The organism is Streptomyces sp. NPDC085900 (assembly GCF_044540925.1).
GTDB classification, from domain to species: Bacteria; Actinomycetota; Actinomycetes; order Streptomycetales; family Streptomycetaceae; genus Streptomyces; species Streptomyces gilvifuscus.
In genome coordinates this window covers 108662-131921 of sequence record NZ_JBITSP010000009.1, presented here as the reverse complement: position 1 = coordinate 131921, position 23260 = coordinate 108662, and the positions used below count along the sequence as shown (strand labels likewise).

Sequence of the window (23260 nt, the reverse complement as noted above, 5' to 3'; positions counted from 1 at the left end):
GAACGTCTGAATCAGCGGGACTGCTGCGGCCCGCGCCGCTGCGGCAGCGTCACCACCGACGCGTCGCCCGGCCCGGCCGGCGGCAGGCCCGCCACCTGGGCCAGCAGATCGCACCACGACGCCAGGTGCGCCGCGGTGTCGGGAACGCCGCCCAGGCCCTCACGGGGCGTCCAGGAGGCGCGGATCTCGATCTGCGAGGCGGCCGGGCGCTCCGCGAGCCCGCCGAAGTAGTGCGAGCTCGCGCGCGTGACGGTCCCGCTCGGTTCGCCGTACGACAGCCCGCGCGCGGCCAGCGCCCCGGTCAGCCAGGACCAGCACACCTCCGGCAGCAGCGGGTCCGCGGCCATCTCCGGCTCCAGCTCCGCCCGCACCAGCGTCACCAGCCGGAACGTGCCCCGCCAGGCGTCATGCCCGGCCGGGTCGTGCAGCAGCACCAGCCGGCCGTCGGCCAGGTCCTGCTCACCGTCGACGACGGTCGCCTCCAGCGCGTAGGCGAAGGGCGCCAGCCGCTTCGGCGCGCGGGTCGCCTCGACCTCGATCTGCGGCCTCAGCCGACTGCCGCGCAGGGCCTGCACCGCGGCCTGAAAAGCCGGCGGAGCCGCACCGATGCCATCCCCGTCCCCCTCCTGGGTGTCGTCCATTCCGTCAGCGCCGTCCGACAGTCGTCCTTGAGCCGCAGCCATGCGGGAAGATTAGGGGAATCGCGGCTCGGCGCAGGGCAAGACACCCGGGCGGGAGTTCCCCGGGCGTCATGTCAGACTTGCCCCGTGAGCGCCAACGACACCCCGCAGACCTCCGCGACGTACGACTCCGCCTTCCTCCGGGCCTGCCGGCGCGAACCCGTGCCGCACACCCCCGTGTGGTTCATGCGGCAGGCCGGGCGCTCGCTGCCCGAGTACCGCAAGGTCCGCGAGGGCATCCCGATGCTCGAGTCCTGCATGCGCCCCGAGCTGGTCACCGAGATCACCCTCCAGCCGGTGCGCCGCCACAACGTGGACGCGGCGATCTACTACAGCGACATCGTCGTCCCGCTCAAGGCCATCGGCATCGACCTGGAGATCAAGCCCGGCGTCGGCCCGGTCGTCGACCGCCCGATCCGCACCCGCGCCGACCTCGCCCAGCTGCGGGACCTCACCCCCGAGGACGTCTCCTACGTCACCGAGGCCATCGGCCTGCTCACCCGCGAACTCGGCACCACCCCGCTGATCGGTTTCGCGGGCGCGCCCTTCACCCTCGCGAGCTACCTCATCGAGGGCGGCCCGTCGCGCACGTACGAGAACGCCAAGGCGATGATGTACGGCGACCCCGAACTCTGGGCCGACCTGCTCGACCGCCTCGCCGACATCACGGCCGCCTTCCTCAAGGTGCAGATCGAGGCCGGCGCCTCCGCGATCCAGCTGTTCGACTCCTGGGTCGGCTCCCTCGCCCCCGCCGACTACCGCCGCTCGGTGATGCCGGCCTCCGCGAAGGTCTTCGACGCCGTCGCCGGCTACGGCGTCCCCCGCATCCACTTCGGCGTCGGCACCGGCGAACTGCTGAACCTCATGGGCGAGGCCGGCGCGGACGTCGTCGGCGTCGACTGGCGCGTCCCGCTGGACGAGGCCGCCCGCCGGGTCGGCCCCGGCAAGGCGCTGCAGGGCAACCTGGACCCGACGATCCTGTTCACCACCCCGGAGGCCGTCGAGGCCAAGACCCGCGAGGTGCTGGACGCGGCCGCCGGACTGGAGGGCCACGTGTTCAACCTCGGCCACGGCGTCATGCCGTCCACCGACCCGGACTCGCTGACCCGGCTCGTGGACTACGTCCACACGCAGACCGCGCGCTGACTCACCACGTGTGCCGGGGCTGGGCGCGCCTGCCGAACAGCAGGCCGCGCGGCTCCGGCGGCGGGGGAGTACCCGCCTTGAGGGGCAGGGCGAGCACCATGCCGGCGAGGAAGCCCACGACGTGCGCCGCGTACGCCACCGTGCCCGCTGCGGAGACGCCCTCGCCCGCCGAGTAGAACGCCTGCAGCACGAACCAGAAGCCGAGCACCAGCCAGGCCGGCAGTCTCAGCGGCAGGAAGATCAGGAACGGCACCAGCACCCACACCCGGGCCTTGGGATACAGCACCAGATAGGCGCCCAGCACGCCCGCGATGGCTCCCGAGGCGCCGATCAGGGGGTCGGCCGAGTCGGCGTTGAGGACGGCGAAGCCGTAGCCCGCCGCATAGCCGCAGACGACGTAGAACAGCGTGAAGCGGATGTGGCCCATGCGGTCCTCGACGTTGTTGCCGAAGATCAGCAGGAACAGCATGTTGCCCAGCAGGTGCAGCCAGCTGCCGTGCAGGAACATCGCCGTGAGGACGGACAGCGGCGGCGACTTGTCGTAGCCCGGAGGGGCCACCACGCAGCCGACATGGCCGCTCGCGCTTCTGCCGATGTCACCGGTGGGGACCAGCCGCTGCATCTGATGGTGGATCAACTCCCGCGGCACCGCCGCGTAGTGGTCCAGGAACGCCTGCAGATGGCACGTCTGCGACAGGTCGCTGCCGCCCGCCACGGAGCCGGCGATGCCGGGCGTGGACAGGAACACCAAGACGTTCGCGGCAATCAGCGCGTACGTCACCCAGGGGGTGCGGCGCACCGGGTTCACATCATGAACGGGGATGACCACAAGGGATTAGTGCCCCCGATGGGCTCGGCGAATCGGTGAACACCCGCACGCGCGCGTGCGTATGTCTCGTCAACCGTCCGCGGCACGGGGAAGGCGGGCCGCGGGGACGACGTGAGGAACAGGCGATGAACGACCGAGTTACTCCTGCGATGCAGGCGCTCCCCGACGGCGAGGCCGAGCTCTCCCTGGTGGTGAGGCTGCCGTGGGAGGACGTGGCCCGGCTGGGTCAGGAGGCCGGGCGGCTGGCCTCCCAGATGCAGCGGCCGGTGACCCTGGACGAGGCGGTGAGCCACCGGCTGCGAACCGTGCGCAGCGCCGCGCACGCGAAGCCCGCGGGGGAGCAGCCGCCCGCCGTCACCTCCACGGCCTCCGTGTCCTCCCTGCCGCCGCGGCCCCCGGCGGAGCAGGCGCGGCAGGCCATCGAGCGGATCAACGGGTCGGCATAAGGCCCGTTGCCGGGTGCGGGTCGCGCGGGGTCGCTCGCGCCCCGCGGCGGCCGCGGACCGACACGGCCCCGCGCCCCTTCAGGGGCGCCGCTGCACCGCCTTCGACGCCTTGCGGGCCGCCACCAGCACCGGGTCCCACACCGGCGAGAACGGCGGGGCGTAGCCCAGGTCCAGGGCCGTCATCTGTTCCACCGTCATCCCGGCCGTGAGGGCGACGGCGGCGATGTCGACCCTCTTGGCCGCGCCCTCCCGGCCGACGATCTGCACCCCCAGAAGACGGCCCGTGCGGCGCTCGGCGAGCATCTTCACCGTCATCGGGGAGGCGCCGGGGTAGTAGCCCGCCCGGCTCGTCGACTCGATGGTCACCGCCTCGAACCGCAGGCCCACCCTGCGCGCGTCCTTCTCGCGCAGGCCCGTACGGGCGATCTCCAGGTCGCAGACCTTGCTGACCGCGGTGCCCACCACCCCCGGGAAGGTCGCGTAGCCGCCGCCGACGTTGGTGCCGATGACCTGGCCGTGCTTGTTGGCGTGGGTGCCCAGCGCGATGTGGCGTTCCTGGCCGGAGACCAGGTCCAGCACCTCCACGCAGTCGCCGCCCGCCCAGATGTTCTCGTGGCCACGGACCCGCATGGCCAGGTCGGTGAGCAGGCCGCGGTGGGCGCCCAGCGGAAGTCCGGCGGCCGCCGCGAGGGACGTCTCGGGGCGGACGCCGATGCCCAGGACCACCACGTCCGCCGGGTACTCGGCGTCCTCGGTGGCCACCGCCCGGACACGGCCGTCGTCGCCGGTGAGGACCTTGGTGACCTCGGTGTCGTTGACCATCGTGATGCCGAGGCCCTCCATGGCCTCGTGCACCAGACGGCCCATGTCCGGGTCGAGGGTGGACATCGGTTCGCTGCCGCGGTTGACGACCGTGACCTCGTAGTCGCGGTTGATGAGCGCCTCGGCCATCTCCACGCCGATGTAGCCCGCGCCCACCACGACCGCGCGCCGGCCACGCGTGCGCGTGAGCGAGTCGAGGAGCGCCTGGCCGTCGTCCAGGGTCTGTACCCCGTGCACGCCGGGGGCGTCGGCGCCCGGCATGTCCGGGCGGATCGGGCGGGCCCCGGTGGCGATCACGAGCTTGTCGTACGACGTCCAGGACTCGGCTCCGGAATCGGCGTCACGCGCGCGTACCCGGCCGCGCGCCACGTCGATCTCCGTGACCTCGGTGCGCATCCGCAGGTCGATGTCCCGCTCGCGGTGCTCCCGCGGGGTGCGTGCGATGAGCTGATCCCGGTCGGAGACGTCGCCGCCGACCCAGTACGGGATGCCGCACGCCGAGTACGAGGTGAAGTGGCCGCGTTCGAACGCCACGATCTCCAGCTCGTCCGGTCCCCTCGACCGGCGTGCCTGTGACGCCGCGGACATCCCCGCGGCGTCGCCGCCGATCACCACCAGTCGTTCCCTCGCACCGTTCATGCTCATGCGAACACGCTACGGGGGCGGGGCATTTCAGTCCCGCTCGCCGCTCTCCCGCCGGCCCGGCCGGAGCAGGCGCAGCCACACCAGCGCGAGCAGCGCCGCCACCGCGGCGAACGGCAGCACCGCGCCGAACGCCACCGCCAGCCAGCGCAGCATCGTCACGAACGCGCCCCAGCCGCCCGCCAGCGCGTCCACGAAGCCGGGGTCGTCGTTCTTCGCGGCCTTCTTCGCCGGGGTCCCGGACAGGGAGAGCGTGATGGTGGCCAGGCTCGTGCGGTCCTGGAGGGACTTCTGCTGCGCGAGCAGCGCCTCCAGGTCGGACTGCCGGCTGCCCAGTTCGCCCTCCAGCTCGACCACGTCGCTCAACTTGGTCGCCCGGTCCATCAGTTCGCGGATCCGGGCGACGCTGGCCCGCTGCGACCTGACCCGGCTGTCGACGTCGACGACCTGGTCGGTGACGTCCTCGGCCTTCGAGGTGCGCTCGACGAGCCTGCCGCTGCCCTGCAGGGCGGCCAGGACTTCGTCGTACTTCTCCACCGGCACGCGCAGCACCACGCGCGTGCGCTCGTGGCCCTGCGGATCCCGGGTCGTGGTCTCGTCGCCGACGTAGCCGCCCGCGTTCTCGGTGGTGGTGCGGGCCTCGTCGAGGGCCTTCGGCACGTCCCGGACCTGCACGGTGAGGGAGGCGGTGCGGATGATGTCGGTCCCGGTGAGCTTCGGTGTCCGGTTCCCCGCGGCACCGGACGCGTCCTTCTGACCGCCGGGGGCGGAGCCCTTGGCCTCGCTCCTGGCGGCCCCGTCGGCGGCGGAAGAGCCCCCCGAGTCGCTGCCGGCACCGCTGCATCCGGTCAGCGCGAGCGCCGCGGCCAGCAGGATGCCGGTCACGGCCCGGACAGGTCGTACGGAACGTCGTGCGCGCATGCGGGTCCACCCCCGAGGGTCGGTGACAAATGACGCTCCTTCGACGCCCGGACGGTCCGGCACGTTGGCGAAGGCGGGTTCCGATGTGGTCACGGTCGGGACTCCTCAGGGCCACATGGCCCTCGCGTCGGTGTCGGTGGCGTCTGAGAGGCTGGAGCCATGAGTGGATCACCTCCGGCCGAGGGCCGGGTCGTCGTCATCGGAGCCGGGATCGCGGGCCTGGCCGCCGCCCACCGGCTGCTGCAGCGAGGCGCGCGGGTGACCGTGCTGGAGGCGTCGGACCGGGTCGGCGGCAAGCTGCTGCCCGGCGAGATCGCGGGCGCCCGCGTGGACCTCGGCGCCGAGTCGATGCTGGCCCGCAGGCCGGAGGCGGTCGGCCTGGCCCGCGAGGTGGGCCTGGCGGAGCGGCTCCGGCCACCGGCCACCGCGACGGCCTTCCTGTGGACCCGCGGCGCCCTGCGCCCCATGCCCAAGGGGCATGTGATGGGCGTCCCCGGCACGGCGTCCGCCCTCGCCGGCGTCCTGTCCGACGACGGCCTGGCCCGTATCGAGCGCGACGCCGAACTGCCGCGCACGGAGGTCGGCGACGACGTGGCGGTCGGGGAGTACGTGGCCGCGCGACTGGGCCGAGAGGTCGTCGACCGCCTCGTCGAACCCCTGCTCGGCGGCGTGTACGCGGGCGACGCGTACCGCATCTCGATGCGCTCGGCGGTCCCGCAGCTCTTCCAGATCGCGAAGACCCACACCTCGCTGACCGAGGGCGTGCGCGAGATCCAGGCGAAGACGTCGGCCGGCGGGCAGAGCGGGCCGGTCTTCATGGGCATCACCGGCGGCATCGGCACCCTGCCGCTCGCCGTCGCTGACTCGGTGCGCGCGCGGGGCGGCGAGATCCTCACCGGCACGCCGGTCACCGAGCTGCGCCGCGAGGCCTCCGGCGGCTGGCGGGTCGTCGCGGGGGACCGCGTCCTGCGGGCCGACGCGGTGATCGTCGCCGTTCCCGCCCCGGCCGCCGCCGGCCTGCTGCGCCCCGAAGCGCCCGAGGCCGCCGCCGAGCTCGCCGGCGTCGAGTACGCGTCGATGGCGCTGGTCACCCTCGCCTACCGCCGCTCCGACACCGCCCTCCCGGACGGCAGCAGCGGCTTCCTGGTACCGCCCGTCGACGGCCGCACCATCAAGGCGTCCACCTTCGCCTCCCAGAAGTGGGGCTGGATCGCCGAGGAGAACCCGGACGTCGTCGTCCTGCGCACCTCCGTCGGCCGCTACGGCGAGACGGAGATCCTTCAGCGCGACGACGCCGGCCTGGTGGAGGTCTCCCGCCACGACCTGAATGCGGCCACCGGCCTGGACGCCACCCCCCTCGAGACGCGGGTCACCCGCTGGATCGACGGCCTGCCCCAGTACCCGGTCGGCCACCACGCGCGCGTGGCCCGCGTCCGCGAGCACCTCGCCAAGCTGCCCGGTCTCGCCGTCTGCGGCGCGCAGTACGACGGCGTCGGCATCCCGGCCTGCATCGCGAGCGCGTACGCGGCCGTGGACCAGCTCGACGGAGACCTGGGCGGTGTGCAGGAGCTCACCGCCAACCCGGTGCAGTCCCTGCACGGAGGAGCGGGAGAATGAGGGACATGAGTGACGACGCCCCCACCACCGAGGCCGCGCGCATCCCCAACAAGGGCAAGCTGGCCAAGGACCTCAACGAGGTCATCCGCTACACCCTGTGGTCCGTCTTCAAGCTGAAGGACGTGCTGCCCGAGGACCGCGCGGGCTACGCCGACGAGGTCCAGGAGCTGTTCGACCAGCTCGCCGCGAAGGACGTGACGATCCGCGGCACGTACGACGTCTCCGGCCTGCGCGCCGACGCCGACCTCATGATCTGGTGGCACGCGGAGACCAGCGACCAGCTGCAGGAGGCGTACAACCTCTTCCGCCGCACGAAGCTCGGCCGCGCGCTGGAGCCGGTCTGGTCGAACATGGCGCTGCACCGCCCCGCCGAGTTCAACCGCTCGCACATCCCGGCGTTCCTCGCCGACGAGACGCCGCGCAACTACGTCAGCGTCTACCCCTTCGTGCGCAGCTACGACTGGTACCTGCTGCCCGACGAGGACCGCCGCCGCATGCTCGCCGACCACGGCAAGATGGCCCGCGGCTACCCCGACGTCCGCGCCAACACGGTCGCCTCGTTCTCCCTCGGCGACTACGAGTGGATCCTCGCCTTCGAGGCCGACGAGCTGTACCGCATCGTCGACCTCATGCGCCACCTGCGCGGCTCCGAGGCCCGCAGGCACGTCCGCGAGGAGGTGCCGTTCTACACGGGCCGCCGCAAGGACGTCGCGGAGCTCATCGCGGGCCTCGCCTGATCAACGGGCGGGCCTCAGGGCCGCCTTCCGGGCCGGGTCGACCGGCTCGGGTTCCCGGTGCGGCGCGCAGGCCGCGCGCCGCACCGGCAGCCTGCCCTCGAGCAGATACGCGTCCAGATAGGCGTTGACGCACTGGTTGGGCCCGCCCGCGACCCCGTGCGCCCCCGCGTCCCGCTCGGTCACCAGCACCGATCCCGACAGCCGCCGGTTCAGCTCCCGCGCCCCCTCGTACGGCGCGGCCGCGTCCCGCTCGGCCGCCAGGATCAGCGTGGGCGGCAGCTCGCCGGGGCCGGTCCGCACATCGACCGGACGCTGCCGCGGCGCCGCCCAGTACGCGCACGGCAGGTTCGTCCATACGTTGTCCCAGGTCTCGAAGGGCGCCACGCGCGCCAGCCGCGTGTTGTCGCGGTCCCAGACCCGGAAGTCCGTCGGCCAGGGCGCGTCGTTGCACTCCACGGCCGTGTACACCGCGCTCGAGTTCTCCGCCTCCGCGGCCGCCTCCCGCACGGGCGCCGCCTGCTGGACGAGCGGCTTCGGGTCGCCCTTCAGATACGCCGAGAGCGCCTCGGCCCGCTGCGGCCAGAAGTCGTCGAAGTACCCGGCCGTCAGGAAGGCGCCCTGCAACTGCGCCGGCCCCACCTCGCCCCCGGCCGGTTCGGCGGCGAGGCGCGCGCTCGCCTTCTCGTAGCTGCGCTGCACCGCGGCGGCCGTGGCGCCCAGCCCGTACACGTCGTCGTGCCGGGCGATCCACTCCCGGAAGTCCGCCCAGCGCTCCTCGAACGCGGCCGACTGGGCGAGGTTGTCGTGGTACCAGACCCGCTCCGGATCGGGATCGACCGCCGAGTCGAACACCATGCGCCGCACGTGCGAGGGGAACAGCGTGGCGTACACCGCGCCGAAGTATGTGCCGTACGACGCCCCCATGAACGTCAGCCGCTCCTCGCCCAGGGCCGCCCGCAGGACGTCCAGGTCGCGGGCGTTGTTGAGCGAGTTGTAGTACCGCAGCGCGCTCCCGGCCCGCTTCGCGCACCCACGCGCGTACGCCTTCGCCTGCGCGATGCGCTCCTTCTTGTACGAGGCGTCGGGGTACGTCGGCGACAGCGACGGCCCCTTGTAGAAGCGCTTGGGGTCCTGGCAGGACAGCGGGGCCGAGCGGCCCACTCCACGCGGTGAGTAGCCGACGAGGTCGTAGGCGGCCGCGAGGCGTTTCCACTGCGGCATGAAGCCGACCAGCGGGAAGTACAGCCCGTCGCCGCCGGGCCCGCCCGGGTTGTAGACCAGGGCGCCCTGCCGGGGCACCCGGCGCTTGCTGTTGTGCGGGTCCTTGTGCGTCGCGCGCACCCGGCTGACGGTCAGCTTGATCTGTCTGCCGTCCGGGTTCGCGTAGTCGAGCGGCACCGACACCGTGCCGCACTCCAGGCCGCCCGGCATGTCCTGGGCGTCGGAGCACTTCCCGAAGTCGACTCCGGCGGCCATGGCCCGGGCGGCGGCCACCGCCGTGCCGCTCCGCTCGGCCAGCCCCGGGGCGACGGACGCACCTCCGGCCGGGGCGGCGGTGAGGGTGGTCAGGAGCAAGGATCCGGCGGCCGAGTAGAGGGCGGCTGATCGCATCGCGTATCCCTTCGGTGCACGGCGGCGACAAAAGGGATGTTTCGTTCGTCACTCGACGAAGGCAAGCACCGCCCGCCGGTGTCGGCCCCAATGCCCCCACGCGCCCCCGGCGCACGATGCACGCCGGCACGCGGGGCCCGCGACGCCGAGCCGGTCCGGGCGGCGGGCCCTAGGGCTGGTCGCGGTGGGTGAAGGCGGCTCGCAGGTCCGGTTCGCCGATCGCTCGGACACCGCGTACGGCGACGGAGGTGAGGTACGTGCGGTCGTCGCCGCCGCCGGCCCGCCGGGCCAGGGTGCCCAGCAGCCGCTGCCCCGCCGGGGAGGCCCACCGCGAGTACGGGTGGACCTCGACCCGGGCTATGGCCAGGCAGCTCAGCGTCAGGGCGAGCGGCAGCGCGAACCACAGGGCGACCAGCCCGCGGGGCATGTCCGGCCGGGCGGGCACCAGCAGAGCTATCGCGCCCAGCGCGAGGACGGCCAGTGCGGCGAGCCGCACCTGGCGCACCCCGGACGCGACCGTGGTGCGGGCGTCGGCGGGCACGGCCAGTCCCGCGTCGACCAGGCGCTCGCCGAGGTCGCCGACGGCGTCCGCGGAGGCCGCGCGGGCTCGCACCGGGGCGATGCGGCTCTGTCCCTCCGGCCCGATGGCCCCGATGACGGACCGCTCGATGTCGTCGCGCCCGCGCGGATCCACCACCGTCGCCCAGCCGGTGTGGGCGAGCAGCAGCCGCCGCTGCCGGGCCATGGAGACCATCGTCAGATCGGCGACCCGGCGGGGGCCGCCGGACAGGAAGGCGGCTTCGTAGAGCGTCAGATCGTGCTGGGGCGCATCCGTGTCGTCGGCCGCGGAGCGGACGGCGGCCAGGCACAGCCGCGTGCACGCGGTGCCCGCGACGGCCCAGGCCAGCAGCAGGAGAAGGACCCAGAACATGCCGCGTTTCTATGCCAAGGGCCTCCCCGAACGCCATGCCCTGTTCACAATACGGACGGAGTGTTGTCAGTACGTGACGTTCCGCTTGTCCGGAAGCGCACTACTGCTGCGGCGGCGGGCTGGACTCGGCCGGCGGGAGCGTGTACGTCGTCGAGGGCGCCGGGGTGAGCGGGGCGGCCGGGGCGGGGTCCGCGGTCGGACCGGGCGGGGCCGGGGAGGGGATCAGCGGGGGAGTGCTCGCGGAGGCCATGTCCCGGGCCAGCGCGTCCCAGTCGACGTACCCGGTGGCCTCCAGGGCCCTGATGTGGTCCAGGACGGTCGTGTTGGCGTCGTCGGCCAGGGAGCGCACCAGCGAGTTGCGGGTGGTGGCGCGTACCTCGGCGACGAGCGAGAACACCTTGCCGTGCGCCAGCCGCGCGATGTTGACGAAGTCGCGGTCGTAGTCCGTGCCCTGCGCCGCGTTCAGGGTCTGGAGCCACTGCTCCTGCTGGTCGCTGGGCCGGTCGGGCAGTTGCAGCCCGAGCTTGCCGGCGACGTCCCGGACCTGCTCGTCGAGGGCGGTGTGCCCCTCGACGAGGTGCTCACCCGCCGTCCGTACGGCCGGGGTGGTGCCCTTCTGCTCCGCCTGCCGGCCGGCGGGCAGCTCCCACAGGCCGGCCAGCCGGACCTTGGTGACGAAGTCCCGGTCCAGCCCGGACAGCGGCCCGTAGCTCGTGGCGACCGTCTGGTCGCTGAGCACGTCCACGCCGGTGCCCGAACGGTCGGCGTACGAGAAGATGGGGAAGATCAGTGCCAGCAGCGTCGCCGTCAGGCCGACGATGATGACGCCGGTGCCACTGATGATGCCTCGGCCCCTGAGGGGCGGTCGCGGTCGCATGGTGCCTCCTGGTACGGCACCGCACGCTGGTCGGTATCGGGTGCGGGACTGGCATGTTACTTCGCGGTGCGGGGCGACCGCTCCGGGGTCACCGGTGGGCCAGCACCCTGCGCGCCGCTCGCACCGCCCGGACCACGGGCCTGCGGGAAGGCGGCACCGGCCCCGACCGCTCCAGCCACCACGCGCGCAGTTCCCGCCGCGCCGGGCCCTCCGCCAGGGCCTCCGACCTGAGCAGGTGCTCGGCGAAGTCCAGCGCGTCGCGCCGGTACCCGCCGGTCATCGGGTGCCCGTGGGCGTACGCCAGGAACAGGCTCCGGTACCGCTCGCCGAGGATCACCGGCAACTCGGGTGCGATTTTCGCCACCACGTCGGCCCGCTTCCCGGCGAGCGCCCGTGCCTGCACCCCGAGGCGCACTCCGTCGAAGCCCTCCGGCACCGGTGTCCCGGCGACCAGCGCGGACAGCAGCGCGGTCTGGGCGAGCGCGAGCCGCTGCCGGGCGGGCTCGGTGGACTCCCCGGGCCGCGTCGCCCGCGCCGGCTCCGCATCCCCTGCCGCCGAGGCCGTCGCCCGCGCGGCCCCCCGTTCCGCGGCCCCCTTCTCCAGTGCCCCCCGGATGGCCTCCAGCTCCCGCTCCAGCTCCGCCGGTTCGGGGAAGTTCTCGTCCCTCTCCAGCAGCACGCCCGGCGGCGAGACCCGGGACGCCAGGTCGGCCAGCACCTCGAGGACGGGTTCCGGGACCGGGTGGGCGTGGCTGTCGTGCCAGACGCCGTCCCGTTCGAAGCCGCCCGCGACATGGACGTAGGCGATGGCCTCCAGGGGCAGCTCGGCGAGCGCCTTGGCCGGGTCCTCGCCGCGGTTGACGTGGTTGGTGTGCAGGTTGGCCACGTCGACGAGGAGCCGCACGCCGGTGCGGTCGGCCAGTTCGTAGAGGAACTGCCCCTCGGTCATCTCCTCGCCCGGCCACGAGATCAGCGCGGCGATGTTCTCCACGGCGAGCGGCACCGGCAGCGCGTCCTGGGCGACGCGGATGTTCTCGCACAGCACGTCGAGGGCGTCCCGGGTGCGGGGCACGGGCAGCAGGTGCCCGGCCTCCAGCAGGGGCGAGGCGGTGCGGGTGCCGCCGGCCCGTACGAAGGCGATGTGCTCGGTGACCAGCGGGGCTCCGAGGGCCTCCGCGCGTTCGGCGAGCGCCGCGAGGCGCCCGGCGTCGGGCCGCTCCGCGCCGCCCAGGCCGAGCGAGACACCGTGCGGGATCACGGTCACCCCGCGCTCGCGCAGCCGCCCGAGCGACTCGGGCAGATGTCCCGGGCACACGTTCTCGGCCACGACCTCGACCCAGTCGATGCCGGGCATCCGCTCCACCGCGTCGGCGATCTCCGGCCGCCATCCGATGCCCGTCCCCAGTCGCTCCATGGTCTTCCCCTCCCTGCCGTCTCCCCGCGAGAACGTGACGGGGGTATGGCCCCGGCGCCCGCACCCGAACCGCCCGCCGGTCACCTTCAGAGCAACATTTGAGGTTCGGGCGGAACGGGCGCGGGACCCGCCGGTCTCACCCCAGCACGCCCGCCGAGTCCTGCGGGTCCGGCCGGTCGGTGTTGACCGTGCCCGGCGCGCCCGGCGACGGGCGGGACGTCGCCCCCAGGTCACCGCTGGCCTCGGCGGCCGGTGCCGAGGGCGCCACCTGGCCGGGCACCGGCGCGGAGGGACCGGTGGGGCTCGCGGTGCTGCCGGCCACCGAGTCGTTGGCGATGGCGTCGAAGTCGACCCTGCCGGTCTTCTCCAGGATCGTGATGTGGTCCAGCACGGTCTGGTTGGCGTCCGAGGCCAGCTGCCGTACGAGCGTGTTGCGGGTGGAGTTCCGGACGGCGCCGATGGCCGGGAAGATCTTGCCGTGGGCCGACCGCAGCAGGTTCACGAACTTGTACTCGTACTCCGCGCCGCTCGCCGCGGACATCTCCCGCAGCCAGCCCTGCTGCTGCTCGTTCGGCTGGTTCGGCAGCTCCACGCCCAGCTGCGCGGCGACGATCCGCACCCGCTTGTCCAGGTCGGTGTGGCCGACGATGAGATGGTCGCCGGCCTCCTTGATCGCCTGGCTCGGCGCCCGCTCCATGGCCTGCTGTCCGGCGGGAAGCTCCCACAGTCCGGCCAGCCGCACGCGCACGATCAGATCGCGGTCGGAGGCCGTCAGCGGCCCCCACTGGGTGTTCACGGTCCCCGCCGCCAGGTTCGCCTGGCCCGTGCCCGAGCGGTCGGCGTACGACCAGACGGGGAACGCCAACGCTCCGACGGTGGCGACGAGGGCCGCGATGAGAAAGGCCGTACCGTTGATCCGCACTCGCAAGGGTGCCTCCCGGATGAAACCGACTGCGCGTCGCTGCTTGGTGGTTGGCCGGCGCCAGGAGGTACGCGCGACGGGACCACGATGTTCAAGCGCGGTAAAAGAAATCAAACGGAAGGCAAAGCCGCGTCGGTCAACGGGCGCGGAGCGCCGGATGATCGGCGACCACCGTGCACGACCCGGGCGCGATCTCCGTGAACCCCGCGTCCCGCACCAACGGCAGCCCGCTGCCGGTCAGTTCGCGCCAGCGCCCCGGCTCCGCGGTCCGCACGGCCAGCGGGAAACCGGCGTCGCGCCAGGCGGCCCGCTCCTCGTCCGACAGCTCCCACCAGGCCAGTTGAGCCCCGTGCCCCGCCTGGGCCATCGCCTTCCCGGCCGACATGTCGAGCTCGGGGTTCATCCACAGCACCGGCACCCCCGGCTCGGCCCGCTCCACCGGCTCCGGATCGTCGAGATCGGTACCGGACACCTGCAGCCTGGCCAGGTCCTTGGGCCACCCGTCGAGCGGAACGGGCGGGAACACCCGCACCTCGGCCGACTTCCCGGCGACGGTGATCCCGTCCAGCGCCTCGGCCCGCCGCCACTCGGCCCCGCGGGCCCGGCGCACCACCTTCCGGATCCGGGCGTCCTGCCAGTCCCGCATGACCTGGGCCCACTCGCCGTCGCCCACGGACCGCTCGTCGGCGAGCATCACCAGAACGGCCCGCGCGGCGGTCTCCAGGGCGTCGGTACGAGCGGGCGGCGCGGCCTTCTCGACCCGCACGACGAGGGGCAGCACGAACTGAGGCGCCTCGTCACGGGGGTTGCGCTCGGACTGGAAGGGACTGTCACTCGTCGACGTATGACTCACATCCGCCCACCCTAAGGGGCCGGGCGCGCGTCCCTCCGGTCACCCCGAACAGGCGGCCCGCTGGGCCTCCTGCCACTCACACACAGGGCACAGCGTGATGCCCTTGTACGACTCCGGATACTCCGTCGGCTCCCGGCACAGCACGCACTCCGCGTACGGCGGCCCGTCCGCCTCCGGCGGTCTCGCGGTGTCGCCGATCGCGCAGTAGCCGTCACCGTCGTCGCTCATGTCTCCAGCGTAAGCCGCTCACCGTTGCCCGTCCGCGGCCCGGATCAGCTCGGAGACCTTCACGAACCGGTAGCCCTTCGCGCGCAGCTCCGGCACGATTCTCCGCACCGCCCGCTCGGTCGCAGGGGCCGCGCTGCGGGTGCAGTGCATGACGACGACCGAGCCCGGTCGCACCCCCTCCAGCACCTGCCGGGCCACCGCGTCGGAGTCCGTGGCGAACGCGTCCCCGCTCACCACGTCCCACTGGACGGCGGTGACGCCGGTGGGGGTGAGCGCCTTCAGGGCCGCTCGGTCGTAACACCCGCCGGGGAAGCGGAAGTACGGCATCGCGTCCGTCACGCCGGCCCTGCGGAAGGCGGCGTACGCACGCTCCACGTCCGCCCGCATGTGGTCCTCGGACACCGTGGGCAACCCGTAGCAGTCGCCGGTGAAGGCGTAGTGGCTGTAGGAGTGGTTGGCGATCTCGAAGAGCGGGTCCCGGCCGATGGACCGCGCCTGCAGCGGATACTCGTCGGCCCAGCGCCCCGTCATGAACACGGTCGCCGGTACCTTCAGCGCCCGCAGCGTCGCGATGAGCTGCGGATTGTCGAAGCGTTCGCCGCGTGCCGCCCGCGCGCCCTCGTCGGCGGTCATGTCGGCGTCGAAGGTGAGCGCGACCGTCCGGCCGTCGGTGCGGGGGCCGTTGCGGAAGACGGGGGTGAGACCGGTGGGGCCGGGGGCGAGCGTCGGGGGCCTGGAGGGGGCGGCGGTCGCCGTGGGTGCCGGGTGGGCGGCATGGGGCGCGGTGGGGGCCCCGCAGGCGGTGAGGGCGGCGCCGAGCGCACAGGCGGCCGCCACTTGTCGTACTCGAATGATCACCCTACGAACATAAGGGGGCGAATCGCCCTATTTACGGACCGGCGCACCCGTGCCGGGCATCAAGCCCCTTTCAGCAGCCGCTCCCGGCACTCCTCCAGGTCGTAGTCCGGCTCCGGGTAGCGCGGGTCCAGCGCGTGGAGGTGCTCCAGGAGCAGTCGGGCGATCGCCCAGTCGCGGTACCACTTGCGGTCCGCCGGGATCACGTACCAGGGGGCGTACGGCGTCGAGCAGCGGTGCAGCGCGATCTCGTACGCCTCCTGGTAGGCGGGCCACAGCGCGCGGTCGTCGATGTCGCCGGGGCTGAACTTCCAGCGCTTGTCGGGGCGGTCGAGGCGCCTGAGGAGGCGGCGGCACTGCTCCTCGTAGGAGATGTGCAGGAAGCACTTGACGACGGTGACCCGGTCGTCGACCAGGCGCTGCTCGAAGCGGTTGATCTCGTCGTAGCGGCGCTCGATCTCGTCACGGGGGACCAGCGCGCGGACGCGGGGGACGAGGACGTCCTCGTAGTGCGAGCGGTCGAAGGCGCCGACTTCGCCGGGGCGGGGGAGTTCGCGTTCGATCCGCCAGAGGAAGTGGTGCTCGCGCTCCTCAGGGGTGGGGGCGCGGAAGCCCTTCACCCGGCAGCCGGCCGGGTTGAGCAGCCCCACCACGTGTTTGATCGTGCCGCCCTTGCCGCTGGTGTCCATGCCCTGCAGCACCAGCAGCACCCGGCGGCGGTCGCCCGTCAGGCCCGCGGCCCAGAGGCGTTCCTGCAGGCCGGCGAGGCGCTTGCCCAGCCGGGCGGTGGCCGCCCGGCCCGCGGACTTGCCGCCGGGCCCGGCGGGGACGGCCCGGGGGTCGTGCGCCGCCAGGTCGATCTGTTCGCCACGGGGCACGCGCAGCAGCGTCCGGAGATCCGTCGCGGCCTTCTGCTTCCTGCCGTCCTGGGACACGGGACACCCCTTCCGGTCCGGTCTTCCTCGATCCTGCGGTCTGTGGGCGCGAGTTGCCAGCGATCAGCGGCCGTAACGGCCCGTCAGGGTGCCTGTTGCCAGGGTGTGGCCCGTCAGCGCGCGCTTCAGCGCGTCGGCCGAGGCGCCGGCGGGCAGGCGCAGGGTGCGGTCGGTGGCGTAGACCGAGAAGACGTACTGGTGGGGGCTGTCCCTGGTGCCCTTGGGCGGGCAGGGGCCGCCGTACCCCTGCTTGCCGAAGCCGTTGCGGCCCTGTGCCGCCCCCGTGGGCACCTGCCCGGCCGGCCAGCTGGTCCGTCTCGCGTCCGCGTTCCACAGCAGCCAGTGGGTGAAGGCGCCGTGCGGGGCGTCGGGGTCCTGGACCAGGACGGCCAGGGTGGTGGCGGTGGCGGGAACGCCGGAGAAGGCCAGGGGAGGGGAGACGTCCTCGCCGTCGCAGGTGTGGCGGCGCGGGATCGTGCCGCCGTCGTCGAAGGCGGGACTGGACACGGCGATGCGGTGCGCGGCGCTGGGCGCGGGGACGGACGTGCCCCCTCCGCCGTCCCCGCAGGCCGACACGAGCCCCGTCAGCGCCGCGAGGGCCACGATCGCGAGGCCGCGGTCCGTACCGCGCGGCACCCGTCACTTCTCCAGCTGGGGTTTGGGCGGGTGCTGTTCCTGGGCCCTCTCCAGGAAGCGGAGCAGCTCCACCGGGAAGGGCAGCACCAGCGTCGAGTTCTTCTCGGCGGCGACGGCGACCACCGTCTGCAGCAGCCGCAGTTGCAGTGCGGCGGGCTGCTCGGACATCTCCTTGGCTGCCTCGGCGAGCTTCTTGGAGGCCTGGAGTTCGGCGTCGGCGTTGATGATGCGGGCCCGGCGCTCGCGGTCGGCCTCGGCCTGGCGGGCCATGGAGCGCTTCATCGACTCCGGCAGCGACACGTCCTTGATCTCCACGCGGTCGATCTGCACGCCCCAGCCGATGGCCGGGCTGTCGATCATCAGCTCCAGGCCCTGGTTGAGCTTCTCCCGGTTGGAGAGCAGGTCGTCGAGGTCGCTCTTGCCGATGATCGAGCGCAGCGACGTCTGCGCCATCTGCGACACGGCGAACTTGTAGTCCTCGACGTTGACGAGCGCCGCCGCCGCGTCGATGACCTTGAAGTAGACGACGGCGTCCACGCGCACGGTCACGTTGTCCCGGGTGATGCCCTCCTGCGCCGGGATCGGCAGCGTGACGATCTGCATGTTGACCTTGGCCAGCCGGTCCACGAACGGCACGATCATCGTGAACCCGGGGCCGCGCACCTCACCGCCGAGCCGCCCGAGCCGGAAGAGCACCCCGCGCTCGTACTGTTTGACCACGCGCGCCGCGGCCGCCACGTAGACGAGGCCGGCGGACCCCACCGCGACGGCTGCCGTCACCAGCTCAGGGACCATGGTGACCCCCTCTGTGAGAGGTCTTTCTGTCTGCCCCTGCAACGATATGCCCGATGGCCGGTCCCGGGCCACGAAGGGCCCGGGACCGGCCATCGGGTGGTCAGGCCGCCGTCGTCACGCGCACCGGCTCGGTGCCGGCCGAGCTGTGCCGTTCCGCCCAGTTCCGCAGCGCCGTGCGGCAGGCGTGGTCCAGGTGGTGCAGGCCGGAGAGGTCCAGCTCCACCGGGCGGTCCTGGGGCAGCGCCTCCAGGCTGTCGAGGATCTTCGGCAGCCGCAGGAAGGTGGCGTTGCCCGTCAGATGGACCTGGACGGGGCCGGCGCCCTTGTCGACGATCTCGGTCTTGAGGTGCGAGGCCTCCCAGGCGGTCTTGACCACGGACAGGGCCAGACCGATGAGCACGCCCTCGAACATGTTCACCGCGACGATCGACACGGCCGTGACCACGAGGATCAGCGCCTCGCCCTTGTGGCCGCGCCACAGGGCCGTGATCTGGCGGAACGGGATCAGCTTCCAGCCCGCGTGGACGAGGATGCCGGCCAGGGCCGGGATGGGGACCAGCGCCAGGGCGGACGGCAGGGCGGCGGCGAACAGCAGCAGCCACGCGCCGTGCAGCACCCGCGAGGCCTTGGTCCTGGCGCCCGCGTTGACGTTGGCGGAGCTGCGCACGATCACCGCGGTCATCGGCAGGGCGCCGAGCAGACCGCAGACGGTGTTGCCCACGCCCTGGGCGACCATCTCCTTGTCGTACTCGGTGCGCGGACCGTCGTGCAGCCGGTCCACGGCCGCCGCGCTGAACAGGCTCTCCGCCGAGGCGATCAGCGTGAACGCCACGATGGTGCCCCAGACGGCCGGGGTGGCCAGCTCGCCGAAGGCGTCGGCGCCCGGCAGCTGGACGACCCCGAACAGGCCCTCCACCTCGACGGTGGCGACGGGCAGGCCAAGGGCGAGCGTGGCGACCGTGGCCAGGACCACCGCGGCCAGGGCGCCCGGCACGGACCGCACCGCCTTGGGCAGCCTCTTCCACAGCACGATGACGGCGATGGTGCCCGCGCCGATGGCGAGCGAGGCCAGGGCCTTGCTGCTGCCGAGGGCGTCGGCGAACGCCCCGGGCAGGCCCGCGATCTTGCCGATGCCGGTCTGAGGGGCCTTCAGCCCCGCCGCGGCGTAGATCTGCCCGGCGATGATCACCAGGCCGATGCCGCAGAGCATGCCCTCGACGACGGAGACGGATATCGCCCGGAACCAGCGGCCTATCTTGAAGAAGCCCATGGCGAGCTGGAACAGGCCGGCCATCAGCACGATGACGCCGAGGGTGCCGACCCCGAACTCGCTGACGGCCTCGAAGACCAGCACGGTCAGACCGGCGGCCGGCCCCGAGACCTGGAGGCTGCTGCCGGGCAGGAACCCGGTGACGAGGCCGCCCACGATGCCGGTGACCAGGCCCAGTTCCGCCGGCACGCCGGAGGCGACCGCCACGCCGACGCACAGCGGCACGGCGACCAGGAAGACGACTATGGAGGCGAGGAAGTCCTGCCGCAGGTGAGGGTATTTGGTCGTCATCGCCGCGCTCACAGGGCCTTGAAGGCGTCGGCGGCCGGGTCGTGCGCCAGTACGGCGCCGGTGTGGACCTCGTAGAACCAGGCGTGCAGGGTCAGCCGCCCGTCCGCCAGCTTCTTGTCGATGTACGGGTACGAGCGCAGCCTCAGCAACTGGGTCAGGACGTGGCTCTGGACCCCCTCGGCGACGGTCGGGTCCTCGACCGTGCCCGAGGGTCGCGGGGTGGCGTGGGAGAGCCAGTCGCGCACGGCGGGTACGGCGTCCAGGTCGTCGCCGCGCACCAGTGCGCCGACGGCGCCGCAGTGCGAGTGTCCGCACACCACGACGTCGGAGACGCCGAGGACCTCCACGGCGTACTCGATGGTGCAGGCCTCGCTGGTGGGGTGCTCGGAGGCGTACGGGGGGACGATGTTGCCCGCGGTGCGCAGCTCGAAGAGCTCGCCCGGGCGGGCGCCGGTGATCAGGGCCGGTACGACCCTGGAGTCGGAGCAGGTGATGAACAGCACCTGCGGGGACTGGCCTTCGGCGAGTTTGGCGAACTCCTCAGGGCGCTGTCCGAACGTACGGGCGTTGTCGATGAGGGGCTGCATGATGTTGGCGTCTCCTCCTGGCGCGCCGTGGGGGGCGCGTCGGTGTGGGCAGGACAGGGTGGGGGAACTGCTCTGTTCTGCTCGGCTCTCTCAGCAGCGGAAGACCTGAAGTGCCGCCGGAGAGTGGGATGTCGAGGGTCTCGACAGAAGAAGGGCGCGCAGCGCGAGGGGTTCGTGACCGGACGCCGGGTCCCCGGCCAGGGGCTGGCGCTCGGGCTCCTCGAAAGCGCATCCGGTGTTCGTGTGGCGGTCGCGGGTGCGCAGGGGACCGGTGGGAACGCCGGAGTGGTCGCAGTGGCGGAACGTGGCCGACTCGTCACGCAGCGCCTTGCCGGAGGGGTTGGTTCCGGGCAGGTCCTTGGCCACTGCATGACGGGCCGTGTGCGCGGCTGCGAAGGAGGCGGTCGGTGCGAAGAACTGGAGGGCGAGCAGGACGGCGGCGAGCAGGGCCACCGCGGACGACCTCGTCCCACCTCGTGACATGCCCCTCCCTCCCCACGCACCACGGCTTTTGCGTCGACCAAAGGATGGTCAACCATCGGTCAAGAAACACGTTAACCCTGCAAAGTTGTTTGCAGGGTTAACTCGACGTTTCCAGCTGAAGAGAGCCTGAAATGCGTTGCTGGGATGGCGTGATCTAGTCGGTCGTGACGAGCCGCGCGCCGTCCCGGGCCAGGGCGGTGAGCCGGGAGATCGCCCGGAAGTACTTCTTGCGGTAGCCGCCGTTGAGCATCTCCTCGCTGAACAGCCGGTCGAAGGACGCCCCGGAGGCGAGGACGGGTACCTCACGGTCGTAGAGCCGGTCCGCGAGCACGACGAGCCGCAGCGCCGTCGACTGGTCGGGCACCGGCTCGACGCCGGTGAGGCAGACCGCCCTCAGGCCGTCGGTCAGGGCGCCGTAGCGGCTGGGGTGAACCCTCGCCAAGTGGCCGAGAAGCCGCGGGAAGTCGTCGAGCGAGGCGCCCTCGGTGGCGTGGGCGGCCTTCGTCACCTGCTCGTCCGAGTACGGCGCCGGCGCCTCGGGCAGACCGCGGTGGCGGTAGTCCTCGCCGTCGATGCGCAGGGTGCGGAAGCGGGCCGACAGGCCCTGGATCTCGCGCAGGAAGTCGGCCGCCGCGAAGCGGCCCTCGCCGAGCTTGCCGGGCAGGGTGTTGGAGGTGGCGGCCAGGGCGACGCCCGCCTCGACCAGCTTGCCCAGCAGGGTGGAGACCAGGACGGTGTCGCCCGGGTCGTCGAGCTCGAACTCGTCGATGCACAGCAGCCGGTGACCGGAGAGGGTCTGCACCGTCTTCTGGAAGCCGAGGGCGCCGACCAGGTTGGTCAACTCGACGAAGGTGCCGAACGCCTTGAGCGCGGGTTCCGCCGGGGTGGCGTGCCACAGGGAGGCGAGCAGGTGGGTCTTGCCGACGCCGTAGCCGCCGTCGAGGTAGACCCCGCGGGGGCCGGCCGGCGTCTTGGGCGCCCTGGCCCTGCCGAGGCCGAGGAAGCCGCGCCTGCCGCCGCCGACGGCGTGGGCTCCGCCGAGCCCGGCCGCGAAGCCCTCCAGGACCCGCACGGCCTCGGTCTGGCTGGGCTGGTTCGGGTCCGGGATGTACGTGCTGAAGCGCACCGAGTCGAAGCGCGGCGGCGGCACCATCTCGGCCACCAGGCGGTCCGCGGGGACATGGGGCTCACGGGCGCACAGGGACAGGGGGGCCGCGTCGGCTATCGCATCGATACCGGGAGCGGAAGGCATGGACGACACGGTTACCCATGCTAAGCGTCGTGGAACACTGCACGACATGCGACGCCTGTTCCCTGTGACCGACCAGACAGTGCCGACGGCCTCCGGCGGAAGTGCCGGCGGCCCGGACGACCGCGAGTGGAGCCTCGCCGAGCTCGCCGCCGCCTACGCCTACCCCGAGCCGGCCCCCGGCGGCGAGCGGGTGCCCTGGCTGCGGGCCAACATGGTCTCCACGCTCGACGGGGCGGCGCAGCACGACGGGAAGTCGCAGCCGATCTCCAACGCGACCGACATGCGCATCTTCGGAACGCTGCGGGCGCTGGCCGATGTCGTGGTCGTCGGAGCGGAAACGGTACGTCAGGAGGGGTACCGGCCCGCCCGCGCGCGGGCGGAGTTCGCGGCGGCCCGCGAGGCGGCCGGGCAGGCGCCGGCGCCCGCGATCGCCGTGGTCAGCGCGAGCCTGGACCTGGACTTCTCGCTGCCGCTGTTCGCCTCGCCGCTGGTGCCGACCCTGGTCCTCACCGGCGCCGCGGCGGCTCCGGAGAGGGTTTCGGCGGCGGAGAAGGCCGGAGCGCGCGTGGTGATCGCCGGTGACGGCATGGGCGTCGAGCCCGACCGTGCCGTGCGGGCCCTCGCCGAGCTGGGCCACACCCGGCTGCTGACCGAGGGCGGGCCGCGGCTGCTGGGCCAGTTGGTGGCCGCGGGCGTGCTCGACGAGCTCTGCGTGACCGTGTCGCCGATGCTCACCGCCGGGGACGCCCAGCGCATCGCCGGCGGGCCGTCGGTTCCGGTTCCGCAACGTTTCGCGCTGGTCTCCCTCCTGGAGGAGGAGGGGTTCCTGTACGGCCGCTACCAGCGCACCTGATATTCGTTCAGCGGTGCCGATGGTCCCGGAAACGGCGGAATCTTCCGTTCCGCTTGGGTTCCTGCGGGCACACTGATTTTCGCAGTCCCCGTGACACGACGGGGCAGGATGGTTTCCGCAGAAGGGGCGCCCCCGTTGTTCACAAGCGTATTGATGATCGAGAAGGCCCTGACGTCCGCAGACGTGGAGTTCGTCACCGGCTTGCACGGGGACGAGCAGGTGTTTTTCCACGTGCTGCTGCAGCCCCGTGGCGATCAGGCGGACCGCCTGCTCCGGGCGATCGACGACGTGGCGCTCGGCGAGCTGGACGAGGCCGCACGGGAAAGTGAGGTCCCCGAGGGCGAGGCCGCGCGGCCCTTCGGGGAGCGCGCGCTGGAGGTCTCCCTGCAGGCGCTGCGCGTCTCGGGCAGCGAGGCCGAGGGGCGGCTGATCGAGGACCACCCGCTGGACGCCCTGAAGACCCTGGTCGACGAGGTGAACGCGGACGAGGTGATCGTGCTGACCGACCCCCACTACGTGGAGGAGTTCTTCCACCGCGACTGGGCGTCCAGGGCGCGCCACAAGGTGGGGGTGCCGGTGCTGAAGCTGTTCTCGCACAGCAAGGCCTGAGGCCTCGCCCTCGCGCCG

General features: G+C 72.7%; 25 protein-coding genes. 6 read left to right on the top strand and 19 right to left on the bottom strand.

Annotation, left to right across the window (positions count from 1 at the left end; all coding sequences use genetic code 11):
* Positions 1-11 precede the first annotated feature (11 nt).
* Positions 12-641: a DUF3000 domain-containing protein gene (locus tag ACIGDI_RS29000; protein ID WP_200704987.1), complete on the bottom strand. Its 630-nt coding sequence runs from the start codon at positions 639-641 to the stop codon at positions 12-14.
* 126 nt (positions 642-767) lie between these two features.
* On the opposite strand from ACIGDI_RS29000, the gene hemE reads away from it, so the two are divergent.
* A complete protein-coding gene (gene hemE / locus ACIGDI_RS28995; protein WP_399902556.1) occupies positions 768-1826 on the top strand; it encodes a uroporphyrinogen decarboxylase in 1059 nt (352 codons plus the stop codon).
* A gap of 1 nt (position 1827) precedes the next feature.
* Here hemE and ACIGDI_RS28990 read toward each other — a convergent pair whose 3' ends face one another.
* Complete coding sequence (locus ACIGDI_RS28990) at positions 1828-2655, bottom strand: rhomboid family intramembrane serine protease (RefSeq protein WP_272176295.1); 828 nt, start codon at positions 2653-2655, stop codon at positions 1828-1830.
* A 125-nt stretch (positions 2656-2780) separates the two neighbouring features.
* Between ACIGDI_RS28990 and ACIGDI_RS28985 the strand changes: the two genes are divergently transcribed.
* Positions 2781-3101: a hypothetical protein gene (locus tag ACIGDI_RS28985; RefSeq protein WP_142143345.1), complete on the top strand. Its 321-nt coding sequence runs from the start codon at positions 2781-2783 to the stop codon at positions 3099-3101.
* Between the two features lie 78 nt (positions 3102-3179).
* On the opposite strand, the gene ACIGDI_RS28980 is transcribed toward ACIGDI_RS28985, so the two are convergent.
* Both ACIGDI_RS28980 and ACIGDI_RS28975 read right to left on the bottom strand, forming a co-directional pair.
* Positions 3180-4568 carry an FAD-dependent oxidoreductase gene (locus tag ACIGDI_RS28980; RefSeq protein WP_399902552.1) on the bottom strand — a complete coding sequence of 463 codons (1389 nt, stop codon included), beginning with the start codon at positions 4566-4568 and terminating at the stop codon, positions 3180-3182.
* A 27-nt stretch (positions 4569-4595) separates the two neighbouring features.
* Positions 4596-5486, bottom strand: coding sequence for a DUF4349 domain-containing protein (locus tag ACIGDI_RS28975; RefSeq protein WP_399902549.1), 891 nt, complete (start codon positions 5484-5486; stop codon positions 4596-4598).
* 159 nt (positions 5487-5645) lie between these two features.
* On the opposite strand from ACIGDI_RS28975, the gene hemG reads away from it, so the two are divergent.
* Positions 5646-7103: a protoporphyrinogen oxidase gene (hemG, locus tag ACIGDI_RS28970; RefSeq protein WP_399902546.1), complete on the top strand. Its 1458-nt coding sequence runs from the start codon at positions 5646-5648 to the stop codon at positions 7101-7103.
* 5 nt (positions 7104-7108) lie between these two features.
* Positions 7109-7840, top strand: coding sequence for a hydrogen peroxide-dependent heme synthase (hemQ, locus tag ACIGDI_RS28965; RefSeq protein ID WP_200704984.1), 732 nt, complete (start codon positions 7109-7111; stop codon positions 7838-7840).
* On the opposite strand, the gene ACIGDI_RS28960 is transcribed toward hemQ, so the two are convergent.
* The 15 genes from ACIGDI_RS28960 to zapE all read right to left on the bottom strand — a co-directional run bounded on the left by ACIGDI_RS28960 (position 7841) and on the right by zapE (position 21789).
* Positions 7841-9451 carry an alpha/beta hydrolase gene (locus ACIGDI_RS28960; RefSeq protein WP_399902543.1) on the bottom strand — a complete coding sequence of 537 codons (1611 nt, stop codon included), beginning with the start codon at positions 9449-9451 and terminating at the stop codon, positions 7841-7843.
* A gap of 169 nt (positions 9452-9620) precedes the next feature.
* On the bottom strand, positions 9621-10382 hold the full coding sequence (locus tag ACIGDI_RS28955; protein ID WP_399902540.1) for a TIGR04222 domain-containing membrane protein: 762 nt from the start codon (positions 10380-10382) through the stop codon (positions 9621-9623).
* Between the two features lie 100 nt (positions 10383-10482).
* Positions 10483-11259: a DUF4142 domain-containing protein gene (locus ACIGDI_RS28950; protein WP_399902537.1), complete on the bottom strand. Its 777-nt coding sequence runs from the start codon at positions 11257-11259 to the stop codon at positions 10483-10485.
* An 88-nt stretch (positions 11260-11347) separates the two neighbouring features.
* Positions 11348-12673 (bottom strand): DUF692 domain-containing protein, encoded by a 1326-nt coding sequence (locus tag ACIGDI_RS28945; protein ID WP_399902535.1) that lies wholly within the window; start codon positions 12671-12673, stop codon positions 11348-11350.
* 136 nt (positions 12674-12809) lie between these two features.
* On the bottom strand, positions 12810-13601 hold the full coding sequence (locus ACIGDI_RS28940; protein WP_399902532.1) for a DUF4142 domain-containing protein: 792 nt from the start codon (positions 13599-13601) through the stop codon (positions 12810-12812).
* 130 nt (positions 13602-13731) lie between these two features.
* Positions 13732-14448 carry an aminoacyl-tRNA hydrolase gene (locus ACIGDI_RS28935; RefSeq protein WP_399902529.1) on the bottom strand — a complete coding sequence of 239 codons (717 nt, stop codon included), beginning with the start codon at positions 14446-14448 and terminating at the stop codon, positions 13732-13734.
* Positions 14449-14487: 39 nt separating this feature from the next.
* On the bottom strand, positions 14488-14676 hold the full coding sequence (locus ACIGDI_RS28930; protein WP_399902526.1) for a hypothetical protein: 189 nt from the start codon (positions 14674-14676) through the stop codon (positions 14488-14490).
* A gap of 18 nt (positions 14677-14694) precedes the next feature.
* Positions 14695-15534, bottom strand: a complete 840-nt coding sequence (locus ACIGDI_RS28925; RefSeq protein WP_399902523.1) for a polysaccharide deacetylase family protein — start codon at positions 15532-15534, stop codon at positions 14695-14697.
* 59 nt (positions 15535-15593) lie between these two features.
* Complete coding sequence (locus ACIGDI_RS28920) at positions 15594-16466, bottom strand: PPK2 family polyphosphate kinase (RefSeq protein ID WP_399902522.1); 873 nt, start codon at positions 16464-16466, stop codon at positions 15594-15596.
* Positions 16467-16529: 63 nt separating this feature from the next.
* Entirely contained in the window at positions 16530-17102 is a 573-nt protein-coding gene (locus ACIGDI_RS28915; protein WP_399902519.1) for a YbhB/YbcL family Raf kinase inhibitor-like protein, read from the bottom strand.
* Between the two features lie 3 nt (positions 17103-17105).
* A complete protein-coding gene (locus ACIGDI_RS28910) occupies positions 17106-17897 on the bottom strand; it encodes a slipin family protein (protein WP_399902516.1) in 792 nt (263 codons plus the stop codon).
* Between the two features lie 100 nt (positions 17898-17997).
* Positions 17998-19458: a SulP family inorganic anion transporter gene (locus ACIGDI_RS28905; RefSeq protein ID WP_399902513.1), complete on the bottom strand. Its 1461-nt coding sequence runs from the start codon at positions 19456-19458 to the stop codon at positions 17998-18000.
* 8 nt (positions 19459-19466) lie between these two features.
* Entirely contained in the window at positions 19467-20045 is a 579-nt protein-coding gene (locus ACIGDI_RS28900) for a carbonic anhydrase (RefSeq protein WP_399902510.1), read from the bottom strand.
* A gap of 90 nt (positions 20046-20135) precedes the next feature.
* A complete protein-coding gene (locus tag ACIGDI_RS28895; RefSeq protein ID WP_399902507.1) occupies positions 20136-20528 on the bottom strand; it encodes a hypothetical protein in 393 nt (130 codons plus the stop codon).
* 154 nt (positions 20529-20682) lie between these two features.
* A complete protein-coding gene (zapE, locus tag ACIGDI_RS28890) occupies positions 20683-21789 on the bottom strand; it encodes a cell division protein ZapE (RefSeq protein ID WP_399902504.1) in 1107 nt (368 codons plus the stop codon).
* A gap of 37 nt (positions 21790-21826) precedes the next feature.
* Between zapE and ACIGDI_RS28885 the strand changes: the two genes are divergently transcribed.
* A complete protein-coding gene (locus tag ACIGDI_RS28885) occupies positions 21827-22633 on the top strand; it encodes a pyrimidine reductase family protein (RefSeq protein ID WP_399902501.1) in 807 nt (268 codons plus the stop codon).
* Between the two features lie 153 nt (positions 22634-22786).
* Positions 22787-23242, top strand: coding sequence for an indole-3-glycerol phosphate synthase (locus ACIGDI_RS28880; protein ID WP_399902498.1), 456 nt, complete (start codon positions 22787-22789; stop codon positions 23240-23242).
* Positions 23243-23260 lie beyond the last annotated feature (18 nt).

Bases quoted from the DNA above. Each gene is read 5' to 3' on its own strand.
- ACIGDI_RS29000 (WP_200704987.1), bottom strand. From the start codon at position 641: ATGGACGACACCCAGGAGGGGGACGGGGATGGCATCGGTGCGGCTCCG.
- ACIGDI_RS28985 (WP_142143345.1), top strand. From the start codon at position 2,781: ATGAACGACCGAGTTACTCCTGCGATGCAGGCGCTCCCCGACGGCGAG.
- ACIGDI_RS28980 (WP_399902552.1), bottom strand. From the start codon at position 4,568: ATGAGCATGAACGGTGCGAGGGAACGACTGGTGGTGATCGGCGGCGAC.
- ACIGDI_RS28975 (WP_399902549.1), bottom strand. From the start codon at position 5,486: ATGCGCGCACGACGTTCCGTACGACCTGTCCGGGCCGTGACCGGCATC.
- hemG (WP_399902546.1), top strand. From the start codon at position 5,646: ATGAGTGGATCACCTCCGGCCGAGGGCCGGGTCGTCGTCATCGGAGCC.
- hemQ (WP_200704984.1), top strand. From the start codon at position 7,109: ATGAGTGACGACGCCCCCACCACCGAGGCCGCGCGCATCCCCAACAAG.
- ACIGDI_RS28960 (WP_399902543.1), bottom strand. From the start codon at position 9,451: ATGCGATCAGCCGCCCTCTACTCGGCCGCCGGATCCTTGCTCCTGACC.
- ACIGDI_RS28955 (WP_399902540.1), bottom strand. From the start codon at position 10,382: ATGTTCTGGGTCCTTCTCCTGCTGCTGGCCTGGGCCGTCGCGGGCACC.
- ACIGDI_RS28950 (WP_399902537.1), bottom strand. From the start codon at position 11,259: ATGCGACCGCGACCGCCCCTCAGGGGCCGAGGCATCATCAGTGGCACC.
- ACIGDI_RS28945 (WP_399902535.1), bottom strand. From the start codon at position 12,673: ATGGAGCGACTGGGGACGGGCATCGGATGGCGGCCGGAGATCGCCGAC.
- ACIGDI_RS28930 (WP_399902526.1), bottom strand. From the start codon at position 14,676: ATGAGCGACGACGGTGACGGCTACTGCGCGATCGGCGACACCGCGAGA.
- ACIGDI_RS28910 (WP_399902516.1), bottom strand. From the start codon at position 17,897: ATGGTCCCTGAGCTGGTGACGGCAGCCGTCGCGGTGGGGTCCGCCGGC.
- ACIGDI_RS28905 (WP_399902513.1), bottom strand. From the start codon at position 19,458: ATGACGACCAAATACCCTCACCTGCGGCAGGACTTCCTCGCCTCCATA.
- ACIGDI_RS28900 (WP_399902510.1), bottom strand. From the start codon at position 20,045: ATGCAGCCCCTCATCGACAACGCCCGTACGTTCGGACAGCGCCCTGAG.
- ACIGDI_RS28895 (WP_399902507.1), bottom strand. From the start codon at position 20,528: ATGTCACGAGGTGGGACGAGGTCGTCCGCGGTGGCCCTGCTCGCCGCC.
- ACIGDI_RS28885 (WP_399902501.1), top strand. From the start codon at position 21,827: ATGCGACGCCTGTTCCCTGTGACCGACCAGACAGTGCCGACGGCCTCC.
- ACIGDI_RS28880 (WP_399902498.1), top strand. From the start codon at position 22,787: ATGATCGAGAAGGCCCTGACGTCCGCAGACGTGGAGTTCGTCACCGGC.